23 protein-coding genes are annotated in these 18382 nt (G+C 39.1%); 19 read left to right on the top strand and 4 right to left on the bottom strand.

Annotated features, from left to right (window positions below):
• Positions 1–237: 237 nt before the first annotated feature.
• Entirely contained in the window at positions 238–669 is a 432-nt protein-coding gene (locus BM107_RS21440; RefSeq protein WP_090987139.1) for a Crp/Fnr family transcriptional regulator, read from the bottom strand.
• Positions 670–1060: 391 nt separating this feature from the next.
• Positions 1061–1279, bottom strand: coding sequence for a hypothetical protein (locus BM107_RS21435; protein WP_090987137.1), 219 nt, complete (start codon positions 1277–1279; stop codon positions 1061–1063).
• 67 nt (positions 1280–1346) lie between these two features.
• On the opposite strand from BM107_RS21435, the gene BM107_RS21430 reads away from it, so the two are divergent.
• Genes BM107_RS21430 through BM107_RS21420 form a run of 3 tightly spaced genes read left to right on the top strand, consistent with a single transcriptional unit; the run spans position 1347 to position 2330 of the window.
• Positions 1347–1544 (top strand): hypothetical protein, encoded by a 198-nt coding sequence (locus tag BM107_RS21430; RefSeq protein WP_090987135.1) that lies wholly within the window; start codon positions 1347–1349, stop codon positions 1542–1544.
• Between the two features lie 43 nt (positions 1545–1587).
• On the top strand, positions 1588–2013 hold the full coding sequence (locus BM107_RS21425; protein ID WP_090987134.1) for a hypothetical protein: 426 nt from the start codon (positions 1588–1590) through the stop codon (positions 2011–2013).
• 50 nt (positions 2014–2063) lie between these two features.
• Positions 2064–2330 (top strand): hypothetical protein, encoded by a 267-nt coding sequence (locus BM107_RS21420; RefSeq protein WP_090987132.1) that lies wholly within the window; start codon positions 2064–2066, stop codon positions 2328–2330.
• A 1256-nt stretch (positions 2331–3586) separates the two neighbouring features.
• On the opposite strand, the gene BM107_RS21415 is transcribed toward BM107_RS21420, so the two are convergent.
• Positions 3587–4684, bottom strand: coding sequence for a hypothetical protein (locus BM107_RS21415; RefSeq protein WP_090987130.1), 1098 nt, complete (start codon positions 4682–4684; stop codon positions 3587–3589).
• 4 nt (positions 4685–4688) lie between these two features.
• Positions 4689–5519 (bottom strand): sigma-70 family RNA polymerase sigma factor, encoded by an 831-nt coding sequence (locus tag BM107_RS21410; RefSeq protein WP_090987128.1) that lies wholly within the window; start codon positions 5517–5519, stop codon positions 4689–4691.
• A gap of 213 nt (positions 5520–5732) precedes the next feature.
• Here BM107_RS21410 and BM107_RS21405 point away from each other — a divergent pair, with 213 nt between their 5' ends.
• From BM107_RS21405 to traM, 16 genes are all read left to right on the top strand, one after another.
• A complete protein-coding gene (locus BM107_RS21405; protein WP_090987126.1) occupies positions 5733–6116 on the top strand; it encodes a helix-turn-helix domain-containing protein in 384 nt (127 codons plus the stop codon).
• Between the two features lie 190 nt (positions 6117–6306).
• The gene (locus BM107_RS21400) at positions 6307–6882 is read left to right on the top strand and encodes a GNAT family N-acetyltransferase (protein ID WP_090987124.1); all 576 of its coding nucleotides are present in this window, start codon (positions 6307–6309) and stop codon (positions 6880–6882) included.
• 33 nt (positions 6883–6915) lie between these two features.
• Complete coding sequence (locus tag BM107_RS21395; protein WP_090987122.1) at positions 6916–7842, top strand: response regulator transcription factor; 927 nt, start codon at positions 6916–6918, stop codon at positions 7840–7842.
• A gap of 236 nt (positions 7843–8078) precedes the next feature.
• The gene (locus BM107_RS21390) at positions 8079–8933 is read left to right on the top strand and encodes an RteC domain-containing protein (protein ID WP_090987120.1); all 855 of its coding nucleotides are present in this window, start codon (positions 8079–8081) and stop codon (positions 8931–8933) included.
• A 121-nt stretch (positions 8934–9054) separates the two neighbouring features.
• A complete protein-coding gene (locus BM107_RS21385; RefSeq protein WP_139222320.1) occupies positions 9055–9591 on the top strand; it encodes a hypothetical protein in 537 nt (178 codons plus the stop codon).
• Positions 9592–9725: 134 nt separating this feature from the next.
• Complete coding sequence (locus BM107_RS21380; RefSeq protein WP_244278882.1) at positions 9726–10004, top strand: DUF4134 domain-containing protein; 279 nt, start codon at positions 9726–9728, stop codon at positions 10002–10004.
• A gap of 2 nt (positions 10005–10006) precedes the next feature.
• Positions 10007–10333, top strand: coding sequence for a DUF4133 domain-containing protein (locus tag BM107_RS21375; protein ID WP_090987116.1), 327 nt, complete (start codon positions 10007–10009; stop codon positions 10331–10333).
• Positions 10330–12792: a TraG family conjugative transposon ATPase gene (locus BM107_RS21370; RefSeq protein WP_090987114.1), complete on the top strand. Its 2463-nt coding sequence runs from the start codon at positions 10330–10332 to the stop codon at positions 12790–12792. Before BM107_RS21375 ends, BM107_RS21370 begins: the two co-directional genes overlap by 4 nt.
• Positions 12793–12839: 47 nt before the next feature.
• Positions 12840–13208: a hypothetical protein gene (locus BM107_RS21365; RefSeq protein WP_090987112.1), complete on the top strand. Its 369-nt coding sequence runs from the start codon at positions 12840–12842 to the stop codon at positions 13206–13208.
• Positions 13209–13215: 7 nt separating this feature from the next.
• Positions 13216–13956 (top strand): conjugal transfer protein TraI, encoded by a 741-nt coding sequence (locus BM107_RS21360; RefSeq protein ID WP_244278880.1) that lies wholly within the window; start codon positions 13216–13218, stop codon positions 13954–13956.
• Positions 13943–14593, top strand: a complete 651-nt coding sequence (locus BM107_RS21355; protein WP_139222319.1) for a hypothetical protein — start codon at positions 13943–13945, stop codon at positions 14591–14593. Before BM107_RS21360 ends, BM107_RS21355 begins: the two co-directional genes overlap by 14 nt.
• Positions 14586–15215 (top strand): hypothetical protein, encoded by a 630-nt coding sequence (locus BM107_RS21350; protein ID WP_090987215.1) that lies wholly within the window; start codon positions 14586–14588, stop codon positions 15213–15215. The genes BM107_RS21355 and BM107_RS21350 overlap by 8 nt, the downstream gene beginning before the upstream one ends.
• 7 nt (positions 15216–15222) lie before the next feature.
• Positions 15223–16449, top strand: coding sequence for a conjugative transposon protein TraJ (traJ, locus tag BM107_RS21345; RefSeq protein WP_090987213.1), 1227 nt, complete (start codon positions 15223–15225; stop codon positions 16447–16449).
• A gap of 6 nt (positions 16450–16455) precedes the next feature.
• Entirely contained in the window at positions 16456–17070 is a 615-nt protein-coding gene (gene traK, locus BM107_RS21340; RefSeq protein WP_090987108.1) for a conjugative transposon protein TraK, read from the top strand.
• Positions 17067–17282: a hypothetical protein gene (locus BM107_RS21335; RefSeq protein ID WP_090987106.1), complete on the top strand. Its 216-nt coding sequence runs from the start codon at positions 17067–17069 to the stop codon at positions 17280–17282. Before traK ends, BM107_RS21335 begins: the two co-directional genes overlap by 4 nt.
• Before the next feature lie 57 nt (positions 17283–17339).
• On the top strand, positions 17340–18362 hold the full coding sequence (traM, locus tag BM107_RS21330; protein ID WP_159435294.1) for a conjugative transposon protein TraM: 1023 nt from the start codon (positions 17340–17342) through the stop codon (positions 18360–18362).
• The last annotated feature ends 20 nt before the right edge of the window (positions 18363–18382 follow it).

Raw genomic sequence — 18382 nt, 5'->3', positions numbered from 1 at the left:
AGCTGATTATTTTGTTCTTCGTTGACGACTCCAGTCTGATTATATCTCCATATTGAATGTTGAGCTGAATTATCCTAACCACTTAATTCCAAATTTGCAGGGGAGCTTGGGGTTAACAAAGGAAAAATGAACTAGTACCGGAAGGCTTATAAAACTCAAATATAACTACCAACCCCATCAATCTGTTTGAATATCCTCTTAGCAACCGCTATACTGTAGACTTTGGCCAACGTTCCATCAATAAGTTTTTTTAATCAGTTTAGCTCTTAAACGGCTTAACGTTTCAAATCTCATACATAGGTAATTTGCAATATGCTTATGCTGTACTACCATTAAAATTTCTGGATGTGTCTCCATTAGGCGAGTCAGCCTTTTTTCGGCAGTGGGCAATCTTACCATATAATTACGTTCATCTAATTCTTGATAATGTTTCCATAAAAGGTTTCTGCTAACAATAAGCATTTCTGGATAATTTTCGAATAGGCTCATGATTAACTTGTAGGGAAGAACGACTACCCGGGTGGTTATTAAAGCTTGAATATATTGTGAAGCCTGAATGGAATAGCTTTTCTCAAAACTAGTCAATCCAACAATATTGTTCCCTAGATTAATCCAGGTTGTGATTTCATTTGGTCCATCCTTTACAAAGCCTCTGACAGCTCCATCCAATATATAATATAAGTGAGGTTTTTCCTCCAGAGGGCTGTCTAGAAACTTTCCCTTTGCAAAAGTTTGAAGAAATCATTCGGTTTTGATGAAGGCGGCCATTTCGTCACTTACTATTCCATTGCTTTTAAAGTGGTTGATTAGATATTGGATTTCGCTCTGATCTTTTATAGCTTTCATTTAATACGGAGAGATTAAATTTAAAGTTTAACGGTCTAACACAATAGTATATCTTTAAAAGCTATTTATGTAAAAAAACAACATCATAGATATGCAAATGTGCCATGGCAAATTTTATTGTAACTTCTTCACACTAATTCTGCTAATATTTATGCAGAAAAGAAGTTGACCAAAGTAAAATACGAGTTAAAATAGAATTATTGTAAATAATTATTTATTTATCTATTAAAGAAGATGCTAGAAGCAGTCCAATACCAGCACTGGTTGCCTGATAGTTATTTTTACTTTCCCGGATTTCTTCTGTAATTGCTTTACTGCATTCTTTAGTTAAAATTTCTTCAACCGCTATTGAATGTTTCGCTCGATCAGTATTTGTTATGACCAGAACAATAGCTACACATACAATTTTAAAAAAGGTTGTATATTTATTCATTAATTTAGATTTATAATAAATGTAAGTTTTTTATACCGATTGTAAACCTCAACAAACTACTCAAAATATGTCTACACTTAAAAAATTCTGGATGATTGCTGAGAATAACCATGATTCCACCTATTATTATTGTGGTTACTACGAAAAATGTAAACCCGTGTTTAATTTGGCAATAGCAGAGGCTTTGCAGATTGCTACTTTCGAAAGTGCAAAAAACATCTATGACATTTTTAATGAAATATTCCCATGCGAAATGGTTAGTTAAAAACAATAAAGTAAATAAAGTCTTATAGCTAATTTCAAAAACGATGGAAAAAACTCATTTTTTGGAAATACTAAAAAATACTTACCCCAATGAGATAGTTAAAATAACTGAGTTAGATGATAAAAAAATTCAGATAGACTTAATCGATGAACTTGAAAAGCGGAGGTTCATAAAGGAGCTTAGGAACTTTATTTTAGGGATTAGTCAAACAAATGACGCTCTGTTATTATCACTAAAGGCGAAAAATTTCAAATTCGAGTTCTCGGTCTTTGGTAAGATTTATGAATTTAATCATAATGATTCGGATTACCGAGTTGAGGTTGGCTTAATAACCTATATAGTAACAATTAATGGTATCACTAAAACTTTTGAAAGATTAGGTTTTGAAAAATCTGACCATTTTAAAGATATAGCTGGCTATATCGCTGTAATACAAATTCATAGATATCAGTTCTTAGAACTCAATTAATCTCAAAAAGCGAAGGAAATCTGGTTGAATAAATCTCAAGACACAAACAAATGGATGATAAATTAAATGATACAGAACTAATTAGATTAGTGAAGATCTCATATGGCGAAAGTGATATCAGGTTCGCTGGCAATAAAGATGAAATTGAAAACGCTCAAAAGGCTTTAATACTAGCATTTGAATTAAATTTAGGTTTAGAGCAGTATATAAACTATCATAGAAAATTTCTTTTTTATGATAAAAAGGTATCAAAAGATCATCTTGATGAACAAATAGAAAGGATAAGAGACCTTTCCTATTATTTTAAATTCGATTGATCAGTCGTTGTATCACCTTGTGCCGGCAGCCAGCTGGTCCTGGTAACCCTCCAACAGTTGCTGCTTATCGACGTGAAGAGATTTGGTAAATTTAAATCAGAGGAAATGTAAATTTCATAAATCGATGAAGTAATGATAAAAGTTAAGCACCCACTGGTAAATTGCAACAAAAATGCAAGATGAGATTATTGCAAATGCACATGATACCCACATTTTGGCCACTCGTTCAGCGTTGGTGAATATATCTTAATCCAGTAGAATAGTCCGGTTTTCACGCGATAGCTTCTATGGTTTTAAAGAACTTCATGAATAGGTTGGTGAGATTACGCTACCGGAAAACAGCAGAAGCAATGTATTTGCTTTCAAATAGTTTACGATTGATAAAACCATATACAGAATTAGTGAGTGTCAGAGTAACCTCACCCTACGGCTGTACAGGCAGCCTCTAATTTCTAATTTATTCTTAAGAAGCTTTTAACACCACACTTTATTCAGCGATCATCTGAATTCCTGCGAGTTTATATGTACCGCTAAGAAATTGTATTTTACTTCTACATGAGTTCAAACCTTATAGCTTACGATTGATAAACACATATATGAAAAAATTAGTGAGTGCTAATATAACCTCACCATACGGCTGTACAAGCAGCCTCTATAAATGATTTGAATGCCAGCGAAAAATTACCTGCACCGCTAAGAGATTGTATTTTTCGAAATTAGTGAGTTATTATGTAACCTCACCCTATGGCTGTACAAACAACCTCTATAAATTAATTTATTTTCAAAACCTGGCTTAACTTTTACGCTCACTGCCATGACCACCTAACCTATTTACAAAATTATGTGTACCGTCAAGAAATTGTATTTTGCTTTATAATGAATTGAAACCTTAAAGTTTACTATTGATATAATTCATATAAAAAAATTTAGTGAGTGTTAATGACCTCACCCTGCGGCTGTACAAGCAACCTCTAATGTCTAATTTATTTTCAAAGGAATTTTAATAAAGTTGTCTAAACTTACATTTTGCATTCTTGATAGTGTTTTTTATGATACTAATAATCTACAACACTTCTTACTTTTATGTGTACCATCAAGAAAATTGTAATTGTTTACAAGTGAATTTAAAGTTCATACCTTAGAATTGATAAAAGCCTATATGAAATAATTAGTGAGTGCTAATCTAACCTCACTCTACGGCTGTATAAGCAGCCGCTTATATTTATTTATTTTCAAAGAACTTTTAACAGCGTTGTTTACTCAACGATCATCTGGATACCTGCTCTTGCAGCTTTATAAGCGATTTTTTCTTTTAAACTATAATAGCTCCAATTTTGCAGCAGGAAGACATCATCTTTAGCGATTTCCTCTTTTTCTTCCTGATTTAGCAGTAACAATGTTGCAGCCTGATATTTTAAACAGAGGTTAATCAGCATCCGGCTATACAAGTGCAATTTGTATTCTACATAACGTTTTTCCTGATGCTGATAATCTACGAGACTTCTCCTTTTACGTTTACTGCCATGACCGCCACGATTAAATTTAACAGCTTTTTGTACCCGATAGATGGCAGCCTGTATAGCTAATCTACGATGCAAAAACTCTTCCTTTGTACCAATCGTATGCTCATATTTTCCTATCTTAACAGTAATGGGATGTTCTATGGATAGCGAAGCTTCTGCGATAATAGAGGTATCTAAGGTATGCTGTTCTTTATCTACCTGAATGGCTGCCAGTAGAAATATCTTCCCCTTATCCAATTGGATGTTGCTGACGCAAAGCTTTAAAGTTCCGTTCATAATTTTTTCAAGCATTATTTTTTTATCGCTTCTGTCTTTTCCCAAATATGTTCTAAACGGGATTTTAAAAAGTTTAAAAGAAAAATTCCGTCTATCCGGAGTGTAGACAAACTTCGAGATTACACTAGCCTCAAAGGGCATGGGAATGTTTTTTTTATAGTTTCTTAGCGATTTTTCACCTTTCCAATAAGCTGACTTTTCTTTGTTGAAATAAGAAATTAGGGTATTGTTGAGGTTGCTTAGGATATTGGTTGGTATCTGTCCTTTGAAGTGGTTAGAAAGTAACCGATAAGTGGTGTTTTGGCAAGAGGACTTCAAAATACCGTTTTCTTCTTTTTTCTCATCAGCGATTTTTAGCTTGATGTCTTCTGTTAAATAAAAGAAATCTTTCACCTGCTCCTGAACAAAATGATGGCTCATTATCATATTTGCGGATCGATAAGTAATCCATTGCCAGTTGTAAAGCTGATCCTTCATCTTTTTCACTTCCTCTTTGTCCTCAGAATCGATGAGTAACTGAATTTTTCGCGTAATTACCATCTTATTACTTTCCATAACCTTACATTTTTACTTTTTTAATTTTGATACTTGCGCCTACAAACACTTTCTTGATATAACCCTGATCCAGATTCAAGGCAGAAGAAATCTCCTCAAAACTGTATTGCAGTTGATATCGCATATGGAGGATTGAAGATTGTTCTTCATTTAAATCCCCTTCAAATCTGAACCTATTATTGTTTCCAACGATCTCCAGCTTTTGGCTATTTGTAAAAATGGCCTTAAGGGATTCAAGTGTCTTTTCCACTTTTCTTGCAACCTGATAGTCAGAAATCCCACCGATATGCCATGCAATTCGGTCATAGTTGAAGGAGTATTTTAAGCATAACCTGACAATTAATTGTTGATCTTGAGTGAGGTTGGGAATCAATGTTTTTAACCTAATCCACTTTTCCTTCAGTTCATTTTCAAGTTCTTCCTGGCAAATTACCTCCGTGTCCTCTTCAATTTCAGGATCATGTCCGAAAATAAATTCATCATAATTTTCGATTTCATCAAGTCTTAGCATATTCCGCTGAAACCTTTTATTAGACGTCCTGTAATATGCCTTGCAGGCCTGAGTCGTAAGCTTTTTAATAAACGGCTCAATATGATCCGGATCCTGAATACTTCTTCTAACCAGCCATAGCCTTAGAAAAGCTTCATTAACTATGCAATCCGCATTAATATCATCCTTGATATATCTAAAGCTATAGAAGTATAGAGCGGGGTATAATCGTTTGTAGAAAAACTCTAGCCCTTTCTCATCACCTTCTTTGAACCTGGCAAAATTTACATCTTGATTTTGCTTCTTTATGATCGTTTGCATAGCAATCTTGTAATTATTATTCATGGTAGGTTGATTAACGTTAGCATTTATAATAGAAAGTTGCCTGTCGGCGGTTCACCTCTGTTTTTTAGAAATGACATCCTCATTATTCATAGTTTTGTATTTACTTGTTATGCGAATTTCCAGAGTTTAATTGCCGTAACCCACCAAAATCTGTGGTATTTTACCACATAATGAGAGTATAATACTCACAGTAATTTTTTTTATATTTGTTGTATGGAGACCAAAGAGCAATTTAAAAAGACACATTTAGGCAGAAAAATCAGTCGGATTAGGGAGATTAGAGGCATTAAACAAGATGCTTTAGCCATGGAATTAGGTCTTAGTCAACAGACTATATCGAAGATTGAGCAGAGTGAAGATGTAGATGATGAAACATTAAATAAAATATCTAAGGCGCTGGGAGTAAGCTCTGACGCAATCAAAAATTTTAATGAAGAAGCTGTGGTCAATATTATAGCGAACACTGTAAATAATCATGATCAATCAGCATCGGTATTTATCAGTCCTAACTTTAATCCTATCGATAAGATTGTTGAACTTTACGAGCGTTTACTAAAAAGTGAGCAGGAGAAAAATGAACTACTAAACAAGAAATAAAATAGTTTTCATGATATCACAGCCCATTGTTACGGATGACAACAACCGTAACAATGGGCTTTTTAGTTTTGATATCATACTAATTCAATAACCATCTAGTAATCAATGATTATTAAATAAAATTGGTATTATTTTTGAGAACTGTATTTTTAAGTTTAGGTAAAATTGTTAAATAGTTAAGTTTACTTGTATGTTAACAGCTACTTATGCAGATAAAAATAAAGTAATCGATATACTCTCAAAATCCTTTGAAAACAATCATAGCGTAAATTACATTGTTCAGCGGGACAGCAAAATCAAGGAGCGTATCGAGTTCCTAATGTCCTATTCATTTGACCTCTGTTACGCGTTCGGCAAAGTATTTCTCTCAAACGATAAAAATGCTTGCGCACTAATTTTATTTCCCGACAAAAGAAAGACTAATCTCAAATCTATTCTTTTAGATATTCAACTTATTCTTAAGACTATAGGCATACCTAATATCGGCAAAGCCCTTTCGAGAGAAACAAAAATCAAAAAGCTTCAGCCCAAATTCGCCATGTATTATCTGTGGTTCGTTGGGGTTGACCCAGCAAGTCAAAAACAAGGACATGGCTCAAAATTATTAGAAGAGATCATTGCAGATAGTAAGCAGATGGATAGACCGCTTTATTTGGAAACTTCCACACTGCAAAATTTGCCATGGTATCAAAAATTTGGCTTTAAAATATATGACCAGCTCGATTTGGGCTATAAACTATTTTTTTTAAAACGCGACTCACAGTAGTAGTAGTGACGAGAAAGAGAGGATTTAAGAACTATGCTAGTATTTGGCACAGAGATGCACATCGTGACCTTCATGTTCGTGATTCTGGAAATCGCTATGTTCTTTTATCAAAGTGTATATTATTTATTTAGACCGCAAGATAAGAGTAGATTGTGGTATACAATTCTATTATTCCTACTCATCATTTATAATATTACGGGAGGCTTGTTTCCCGATCCAGAAATTAATCTTTCTATCAAAGCACAAAATATCATTGCCTATGGTAGCGGTTTTCTGGTGGCCTGTTATTTTCCATATTACTTTTACAGAGGCTTTGGGTTAAGGAAGTTACGATTCCATGCAATATATGGTGTTCCATTATTCTTGATAGCGCCTTATGTTGTTTTTTTCGTTATTGGGTATTGGGTTGATGAAAATCTGGATGATGCCATTAAGTTTGGAACATTCATTCCCTTTGTTTACGCTTTTGTTGTATTAACGGCCATACTTAGAGCAATTTGGATAAAATATTCAAAAGACGGCGAAAAGCGTGATATAGTGGAAATGCTTGCGGTGTATTGTGCAGTTGCCCCATGGCTATCAATGCCAGTATTATCTTATCTGCATGTATCTCAGTTAACAGAAGTGCTATTTACCAATACAGGGTTTATCATCATTACTATTATATTTATCAGGCGTTCAATTGCTACGGCGCGAAGAGAGAGCAAATTGCTTTTGGAAATAGCTTTGCTATCTTGTGATGAGAAGCTGATAGAAGCTAATGGTAAAAAGTTCGGCCTCACAGCTAAAGAGATAGAAGTGGTGAAAATGATTTGTCAGCGACTAAAATATAAAGAAATCGCAGAACGCTTATTTATATCGCCCCGAACTGTTGACAAACATGCTGAAAATATCTTTAACAAAACAGCTGTCAATAACCGCGAAGAACTCATTAAAACGATGAGTTACAACCCAATCTAAAATCCGAAAAAGCCTTTTTAGTTAAAATACGTAGTGATTACGTAGCAAAATACGCTATGTCACTTATTTCAATTTTTCCTATTGTTCTACAAATTTGCTTCATCAATTTTTGGTATACATCAATATATCAGTAAACATTAACGTGAATTGCCTATGAAGCGAAGCTTACCTTTTCCCTGACCGTTTTGGTAGCTAAATAATTAGCTGGCGGCAGGAGTTACTTAATCCATATCAAGATGATTCAAAAGTTTAGTGAGAAGCTTTATCAAAAGCTTGAACGAGAGTTAGAACAAATTGCTATTGAGGTCAGCGACCCGCTATTAAAGATGAAAACAGCTCTAAAGCCAATTGCATTTGCATTAAAGCAATTGCGAAATTTCCTCAATGAGAATCCTTTCAGTGCAAAGGAAGATGAAATAAGATTTTTCAAGTATATAAAGCCTAATTTCTATTGCTGGCAAATATATTTTACAGAGTTGTATACCATTGAGAGCCGAATACCTTTAGGGGAAACAAAAGCCCAACTAGAACATTTCCGTAAAGAATTACTTTACATAGAGAGATTCTTTTCCCAGTATCAGTTTCATTATCAATATTACAAGCTCAACGCCAATGAATTGGACGACTTGTATTTTATTAGAGGTGTAGAGATTCAGAGTGTTCTCTTACCCGAACTGCCAGATCCAGATCCGAATTTTTCTACCAATAGTGATTATCTATTCGCGAAGATGAAAGCATATGAGATGCTTAAAGATTGGCTTGAGCATAAAATAATGGAAATCAAAAATCCCGATTCTAAAAACCAAAATTCTATTGACACTAAATTGAAGTGGACAGGAGATACAATTAATTTATTGGAAATAGCTTATGGATGGTATTTTACCGGACAGATCAACGATGGAAAAGCAAACATTATTGATATTGTTAAAACAATAGAACAAGTATTTAAGGTAAATATCGGCAGGCCGTACAGAAGGCTATCAGAAATTCGCCAACGAAAACGGTTGAGCCGAACGAAATATATAGATGAAATGGCTTCAGCAATCACTAAAAAATTAGATGATGAAGATGAGTACAAACCTGTTTACTAAATGCCCTTTTCAAATAAATTTTTAGGTAGGTCACTAAGTAGTTGTCAATCAAAGAATCATAGCCTTTGAAACTTTGCTTCACCGTTAGGACACAATGGAGTGTTCTACAAAAAGCAAAGTTATGTTACAAAATTTCACATGGCAACATTTTCTGGTTGCCGCATCGGTACTTACCCTAGTTTGGTACTTGGCCGTCATTCTTCTGTTTTACCGAAGGAAAGTTTTAAACCTGCTTGGCAGGCAATCCGAAGCAACTAGCAATAATCTTAAGGATACGGCTCCCTTACCGCATCGCTGGGAAAAAGGCGTTGATATTTTAGCCGATCAGGATGAATCAGAAGTGATGGGAAAGGCGAAATTACCTGAAGGGATGTTTCTTTTGAGTAGTGCAGATTTTGGATTTGCGGGCACAAAAGGAAAAGACAAGGAACAGCAATTGGGATTGGTTCCAGACATCCTTCAAGATATAAGACTAGTGTTTAAAACACTTGCGGAAAAGGACGGTAAAAAAAAGGACTTTTTTATCCTGTTCGACCAGATGAAAGGTGTATATCCTAAAATGGCTGGTCACCCTAACATCAAGCAAATCAACGAATTCATCTTAGACCACGCTTCCTTCCATCTCACGCTAGAGGAACTGGAAAATCTTTGGGACTAGTATCACATTTCAATATAATCTATAAGTCGATGAAAAGAATAAAAAAAGTCATTTCGTTTTTTAGAATGCATTTGGGTATGGAAGCTACTCATATCCCCTACAGTCCAAGGCAACAAGCCCTGCTGAAGACACTTATGGTTTTGGCTTTAGCTGTTACTTTAAACTACTGTTTTGGACAAGACGGCAATGCGGGCATTGCCGAGGCAACCAACAAAGTAAAAGGTTATTTCGATACCGGATGCGACCTGATGTATGCCATCGGAGCAGTAGTAGGTATCATAGGCGCTATTAAGGTCTTTAATAAGTGGAACGCCGGAGAACCAGATACCAATAAGGTTGCGGCTGCTTGGTTTGGTAGTTGTATCTTTTTGGTGGTGGTGGCCACCGTGCTTAAATCTTTTTTTGGGATATAGCCATGGCCAGTATCTATCAAATTAACAAAGGGGTTTCCAAGCCGATTGTCTTTAAGGGTCTTAAGGCACAGTATATTGCCTATTTGGCAGTTGGACTTGTGCTGCTGCTAATCAGTTTTGCAATACTTTACATATTAGGTGTGAGCCTGCTCGTGATCATGCCGGTTATTTTAGGCCTAGGTAGTGCTCTTATTTTTACAGTTACCCGCCTCAGCCATAAGTTCGGCAAGTACGGACTACTAAAATACTTCGCAAAACGCAGCCTTCCGCACTACCTCAAATTCAATTCCCGCAAACTATTCACCTCCTTAATTACTGAAAAGCGATGATCGAAATTGAAAAAATAATGCCCCTAAGCAAAGTAGAGCACCATGCCATCGTATCGGCGCAGGGCGATTTGACTGTAGCCTATGAGGTCACCCTGCCGGAGATATTTACCCTTTCCTCGCAGGATTACGAAGCATGGCACCAGACGCTTGTGAAAGCAATTCGGGTTTTACCACCTCATAGTATCTTCCATAAGCAGGATTATTTCACAAAGAACAATTTTAAAGCAGAAACAGGCCAAACGGATGCCAGTTTTCTAAGTAGCTCAAGTGACATTTTCTTTGAGGGCAGGGTCTACTTAGACCACCGCTGTTATATCTTTCTGACCAAAAAGCCCGCAGGCCGTAAACTATCTTCTTCAGCCTACTCTGGCATTCTGCGCAAGTCCATCGTTCCTAGGCAGACAATTGAGGCAGCGCTGTTTAATGATTTTATGGACAATGCAAGCCGCTTTGAGCGGATTCTGAAAGACAGCGGTTTCGCTTCCCTCCGCAAGCTGACTGACAAAGAACTGGCCGGAACCAATAAGTCTTCGGGCATCATCGAGCAGTACACATTTTTGCAGGGCGAGGATGAAATACCTATGATTAAGGACATACACATCAAAGATGGCATCCGTATCGGGGATAACCATTGCCAGCTGTTTACCTTGTCCGATGTAGAAGACATGCCATCACTTTGTGGCAGCAGGATCAACTATGAGAATTATAGCACTGACAAAACTAAATTCAGTATTAGCTTTGCTTCCGGTCTGGGTCTTCTGCTGGACTGTAACCACATTATGAACCAATACGTGTTCATCGAAGATACGCAGAGAACCCTGAAAGCGCTTGAAAAGAAAAGGCTGCGCCTACAATCTTTATCCGCCTATTCCAGAGAGAACGCCATTGCGAGGGATGCAACTTCAGATTTTCTGAATGAGGCGATCAGCGCTCAACGTCTGCCAGTCAAGGCACATTTTAATGTTATGGCCTGGACAAATGATACAAGTGCTTTGCAGGAGATCCGCAACAAAGTTGGGTCTGCGATGGCACGGATCGATGCCGTAGCCAAACATGAAACCGACGGTGCTGCACAAATCTGGTGGGCGGGAATACCAGGGAATGCCGCAGACTTTCCAATGAATGATACCTTCGATACATTTTTAGAGCAGGCCACCTGCTTTTTCAATGCGGACGGCAATTACCGCTCTTGCGTTCAGGGCATTCGTTTTAGCGAACGCTTGTATGGCAGGCCGGTATGGGTAGACCTATTCGATGAGCCAATGAAAAACGGGACGGTGACCAACCGTAACCTATTTGTGTGCGGTGGTTCCGGCGGGGGTAAATCCATGATGATGAATCACATGCTGCGCAGCCTTTACGAGCAGGGTATCCATTGTGTGACAATTGATATTGGTGAAAGTTACAAGGGCCTTTGTGAGCTTGTGGGTGGATACTATTTTGTCTACACCGAGGAAAACCCGATCAGATTCAATCCCTTTTATCTCACCGATGGAGAAGTGCTGGATACCGAGAAAAAGGAAAGCCTTAAAAACCTGCTGGTGGCCCTTTGGAAAAAAGAAGATGAAACTTTCCGCCGATCAGAATATGTGGCCATATCCAATGCGCTCACTGGGTATTATCAGGAGCTAGCAGCACATCCCGAAATCTTCCCCAGCTTCAATTCTTTTTATGAATATCTGACGGAAAAGTACATGCTGGTGCTCAGGAATGAAGACGTAAAGGAACGAGATTTTGACATATCCAATTTCCTCTATGTTCTAAATCCCTTTTACAAGGGTGGAGAATATGACTACCTCCTGAACGCCGAAGAGAACCTGGATATGCTGAATGAACGCTTTATCGTGTTCGAGTTGGATAACGTGAAGAACCATCCGATTTTATTTCCGGTAGTCACCATCATCATCATGGAGCTATTCATTTCCAAAATGCGAAAACTCAAAGGCCAGCGAAAGATATTAGCCATCGATGAGGCATGGATTGCTATTGCCAAGAGCGGAATGGCGGAGTTTATAAAATATCTCTATAAGACCGTCCGCAAGTTTAACGGCATTGCCGCCCTAATCACCCAAGAAGTAGATGATTTGATTAGCTCACTAATCATAAAGGAAACAGTTATCAATCTCTCGGATACCAAGATACTGCTGGATATGCGCAAGTTCATGAACAAGTTTGACAAACTACAGGAGGCCTTAGGCATGTCCGATAAAGGCAAGACTCTGCTCTTATCAGTAAACAAGGCAAACGAAGAAGGCCGGAATTATCGGGAACTGCTCATAGATCAGGGCGGGCAGGTTATGAAAGTACACCGTTTCGAACCCTCAATAGAAGAATACCTGGCATATTCCACTGAAGAAAGTGAAAAGATCAAAGTGCAGCAATATGCAAGGCAGTATGGCTCCATACAAAAGGGCATTTCGGTATTGGCAAATGAAATGAGGCGACCAAGGGAAATATAACCCAGCCACATTCCTAATTAACATTATAAAACCAAAATCACAACAACATGAAAAGTCCAATTTTATTAATTGCATCACTAGTATTGTTCATTACCGGATGCAGCAGTAATACCACGAAGGAATTTATAGCGGGAACCTACGTTTCCGAGGACTCCTCAAATTATAGCATGGCCAGCGATACGCTAGAAATCGAAGAGTCCACGGATAATAATTACTTCATTCATCGCAAAACAGGTTTTAGACTCATTAGGAATGGTAAAAAAGGAAAAAGACAGTATGAGACCGAAGAGTGGAAAGCTTTATACGACACCAGCACAAAGAGCCTGATGGAAATTTCAAAAGGCAAGATTATCACTTTCTATCCCAAAGAAAACAAGCTGGCTGTAGGCAAAAGGGAGTATAAGAAAATTAATTAACGGAAACATGAAATCATTATTAAAAATATTGGGTCAGCCATTTAGGATAAGCCCAGGAGGAAATTTTATGAAAAAATATATGATCGTCCTGCCATTAAGCGCCATGACGCTATTTGTGGGCTTGCCAAAGGGGGCAAGTGCACAAATAGCTGTGCTGGAAGTGATCAAGGCGGGAGTAAAAAAGGTCATCAAAGCGGTTGACCTCAAAGTACAGCGCTTGCAGAACGAGACCATTTGGCTACAGAATGCGCAGAAGGTTTTGGAAAACCAATTGTCAAAACTTAAGTTGACCGAAATTGCGGATTGGACCGAAAAGCAGAAAGAACAGTACGCAAAATATTATGATGAATTATGGCGCATCAAATCTGCAATTGCCTATTATAAGCGGATTAAAGACCTCACCGAAAAACAGATAGCCATTGTAGATGAATACAAATGGGCATGGGGGCTGTTTCAAAAGGACAAACATTTCAAGCCCGAGGAATTGGAATACATGGGAAAAATCTACGGTGGGATTTTGGATGAGAGTATTAAAAACCTTGACCAGATTTTTTTGGTAATCAATTCTTTTAAGACCCAAATGAGCGATGCGGCAAGGCTGGAACTAATTGCAAAGGCAGCCGATGAGATGGACGGCAACTATTCGTCACTAAAGAAATTCAACGCAAGCAATATCGGACTTTCCATCTCAAGGTCGGCCTCACTGGACGAAACCGCCAAAATGAAGGAGATTTATGGTGTCGAGTAAAATAAAGGTGCTTTTGATCGTCATAATCATGCTTTTTATTGGGACAGGACAAGGATATTCACAAACTTGGAACGAGCTATTCCGACAGAAAAAAACCCAAAAGAAATATCTCCTACAGCAGATCGCAGCATTAGAGGTCTACACCGGTTACCTTAAGAAGGGCTACGAGATCGCGAGTTCGGGACTGCATACCATTAGGGATCTTTCAAATGGCGAATTTAGTTTGCACAATGCCTTTATCACTGGACTGAAAAAGGTTAGCCCAGTGGTGAGGAACAATGTTCGGGTTGCAGAAATCATTGAAATGCAGATAGCTATTGGAAAGGCTTTTGGCAATGTCAGATCTAATGTGCACCTGTCGCTTTCCAACCAGTTGTACGTTCAGGAAGTGAGGGACAACCTATGGGAGGAATGCCTAAAGGATCTGGAAGAATTGCTTTTAGTTATCATCTCTGGCAAGTTGGAAATGGACGATGCACAGCGACTAAAGCGATTAGATAAGATCTATCTGTCCATGCGGGAAAAGTCATCCTTCACCGAACATTTTACCACTGAAGTTGAACAGCTGATCCTGCAAAAACAACTTGAAAAATCTGACACCGAACAATTAAGGAGAAATTATGAAGTACATGAATAACATAAGGAGGCTAATTGCCATAGGGATGCTGTCTTTGTTCTTTATGATTGGTGCCAATGCCCAATCACAGGAAGCACAGCAATTGTTGCTCAACGTAGAGAAGCTCAGCCAGCTGAAGAACATCCTCTCGGACATGAAGAAAGGGTACAAAGTCATCTCGGGCGGCTATAATACCATTAAGAATATATCGCAGGGCAACTTTTCCCTGCACGAGGTTTTCTTGGACGGTCTAATGCTGGTCAGTCCCGAGGTCAAAAAGTACAGGCGTGTTGCCGACATCATCACTTTTCAAAAGAATATTGTTTCGGAATACAAAGCGGCCTTTAAAAGGTTCCGTGCCTCGGATGTCTTCAATTCCAATGAACTAGGTTATCTCGAACGGGTCTATGAGCAGCTGTTCAGCCAGAGTATCGACAATCTGGACGAATTGGCAATGGTCATTACTTCCTCCAAACTTCGCATGACGGATGTGGAACGTTTGGTCGCCATCGACCGCATATTTTTGGATGCTCAGGACAAACTGATGTTCTTACGTGACTTCAACACCAAAGCTACTTCTCTTTTCCTTGCAAGGGAAAGACAAAAAGCGGAACTGGGACAGCTTCGAAATCTTTATCAATAACATGATTATGGAAAATTTAAAATCTAAGAGAATTCTGATAGTATTGCTTGGCATACTTGTCTTTCCGATGGTCTCCAATGCGCAGGAACTGGCAGGAAAAATTGGTGGACTGCACGCAGTACTGGAAAAGGTATACGATGAAATGATACCGCTCTGCTCGGGACTTATTGCCGTTGCCCGTGGTATTGCTGGATTTGGTGCCCTCTGGTATATCGCCAGTCGCGTATGGAGCCAAATTGCATCCGCCGAGCCCATCGACTTCTATCCGTTATTGCGACCCTTTGCCCTTGGACTTGCCATCGTTCTTTTTCCCGCCCTGCTCTCGGTGTTCAACGGGATGCTTCAGCCCACCGTTTCGGCTACGGGTGCGATGGTAAAAGATAGTAATCTTGTAATCAAGGAACTTCTTAAACGTAAGGAAGCCGAACTTAAAAAGTCAGTCAAATGGAAAATGTACGTCGGCGAGGACGGCGGCGGTTCAAGGAGTGAATGGTACAAATATTCACATCCTAAAGACCCCAACGGCAGTGACGAGGGCTGGATGGAGGCTATCGGCAATGACATTAAATTCTGGGCAGACCGTCAGGATTTCAAGATGCGCCACAGCTTCAAGCAATTCATGAACGAACTTTTGGAATTGGTTTATCAGGCAGCGGCACTCTGTATCAACACGCTTCGCACGTTCTTTCTCATCGTACTGGCCATACTCGGCCCATTGGTATTGGGCTTTGCCGTATTTGATGGACTACAACATACGCTTTCGGTATGGGTAGCAAGGTATATCAATATTTTTCTGTGGCTGCCGATTGCCAACATCTTTGGAGCAATACTAGGTAAGATACAGCAGAACATGATCAAACTAGATATCAATGAAGTGGCACAGAATGGTGATACTTTCTTTTCTAGCCAAGATACAGCTTACATGATATTTATGCTGATCGGTATCGTGGGCTACTTCTGTGTACCAACGGTTGCCAATTATGTAGTGCATGCTGGAGGTGGTAATTCGGTGTTGACCAAGGTAAATAGCATGGCTGGGGGGATGGGAAATTGGGGAAGCAGTACAGGTGCGATGGCAGGTGGACTTGCCGCAAGTGGTGCCAAGCGTGCGGGACTTGCGATTAGTGGAATGGTGTCCGATGCGTACGGTGACGGCAAAAGGCAAATGGGTGGAATGGCAGAGACCTCAGGACAAGATTATTTCAAAGATAAATTAAGTGGCGATTCTAAATAGTATTTTATGTTTACACAGTTTAAAAATATCGATACCGCCTTTAGGCATATCAAGAGGTTCAGCCTGTTTCTCATTGTGGCATGTGTACTTCTATCCGGCTTTTCAATCTATAAGAGCACAGAACTGGTCAGTGAAATGCAGTCAAAGGTTTACATCTTGGCTAATGGGAAGGCGATCGAGGCGTTCAGTACTACGCGGAAGGACAACCTTCCTGTAGAGCTTCGTGACCATATTAAAACCTTCCACAACTATTTCTTTTCGCTCGATCCCGATGATAAAGTCATTAACAGAAACATTGCAAATGCTCTTTATCTGGCAGATGAAAGTGCCAAAAAAATGAGCGACAACCTTAAGGAACAGGGCTATTATAACAATATCATATCTGCCAATATTTCACAGGAAATCGAGGTGGACAGCATCAGCCTAGACATTGACCAATATCCATTCTATTTCAGATGCTATGCTACACAGAGGCTCATCCGCTCCAGTTCGGTGATGCAGAAAATGTTGATCACGCAGGGCTATGTAAGGAACGTATCAAGGTCGGACAATAATCCACACGGCTTTCTTATCCAAAGGTGGGAAACACTGAAAAATATCGATAAACCTTCTAGACCATGAAATTATTCGGAAAGAAAAAAAACGGAGAAACAAATGAAAAGTTAACCGACCATATTGCTTGCTATCTGGAAAAGAAACAGCGGAGGCTTGCCAATTGGCTGAACATCAAAACCAACGGTGTTTCCACGAAATCGGTAATGTATGCTCTCATTGTCTTTTGCACACTGGCGACAAGCTATCTGCTGTACATTATAATTAGTGCATTCAGTTAAAATCAAAAACATATTAAAATGGATAAAAAAACTAAAAAAGATTGGCGAAAGTTACTATTGTTCCTTCCGCTATTGGTCGTACCGTTGTTGCTATTCGGTTTCTATCTGCTCCAAAAGCAAAAAGAAAATGGGGCACCATTAACTAGTACGAAGGGCATCAACACCCAATTACCAGATGCCAGTTTCTCGGCCGATACACCAAAGACCAAGGCCGACTATTATGCGCAGGCAGACCGTGATCAAAAGAAAAATGAGCAGGGCATTGCGGGTATCGCTGGACAGTTGGGTTTTGATGTAGATAGAAGTTCTACAAGTGTCAATGGCCATGAGCAGACCCAGCAGATCAATGCAAAGCTTGAAGCGCTTAATAGGGAAATCAACCGCCCGGAACCAAGTTTTGGCAAGCCAGCCAATCAACCAAAATCACAACCTACTTCGATGAAGTCAGATGTAGAGCGATTGGAGACTTTAATGAAAACGATGCAGGATAACAAAGCCGACGACCCCGAAATGGCACAGCTAAATGGGATGATGCAGAGCATATTGGACATTCAGCATCCAGAGCGCGTTGCAGAACGCCAACGGTCTGCCCGTTCACTTTCGCCTGACAGTCTTTTCCGTGCAACGCCCGCTGTATTGGTGGACAACCAAAAAGCAGTGCAGGGTGCAACCATCAAGCTAAGGTTGCAGGACAGCCTCAGTATCGGCAATATGGTCATTCCTAAAGGGCATATTATTTTTGGGGCTTGCAGGATAGCCAATCAGCGTTTGCTCATCGACATCAGTAATATCAGATTGGGCACTTCCATTATTCCTGTAGACCTTTCGGTCTATAGTCTTGATGGTATGATTGGTATCACAGCTCCAGAGGCTGCTCTAACGGGCGCACTAAATGACGGAACCGATAATGCAGTACGGAGCGTTGGTTTTGGTTTCGACCAGTCGGTCGCCACACAAGTTGCTAGTGCAGGTATTGACGCGGCGCGGCAACTGATCAGCAGAAAGGTGAAGAAGATAAAGGTTAAGCTGAAGAGTGGTTATTCCATTTTGCTGCGGAACAACCAGAATAGGGCAAGATAATTTAATCCATAAAAAATTCG

This window comes from Pedobacter suwonensis, from assembly GCF_900111825.1.
GTDB classification, from domain to species: Bacteria; Bacteroidota; Bacteroidia; order Sphingobacteriales; family Sphingobacteriaceae; genus Pedobacter; species Pedobacter suwonensis.
The sequence above is the reverse complement of the archived record's forward strand: the minus strand, read 5'-3'. Positions and strand labels throughout refer to the sequence as shown.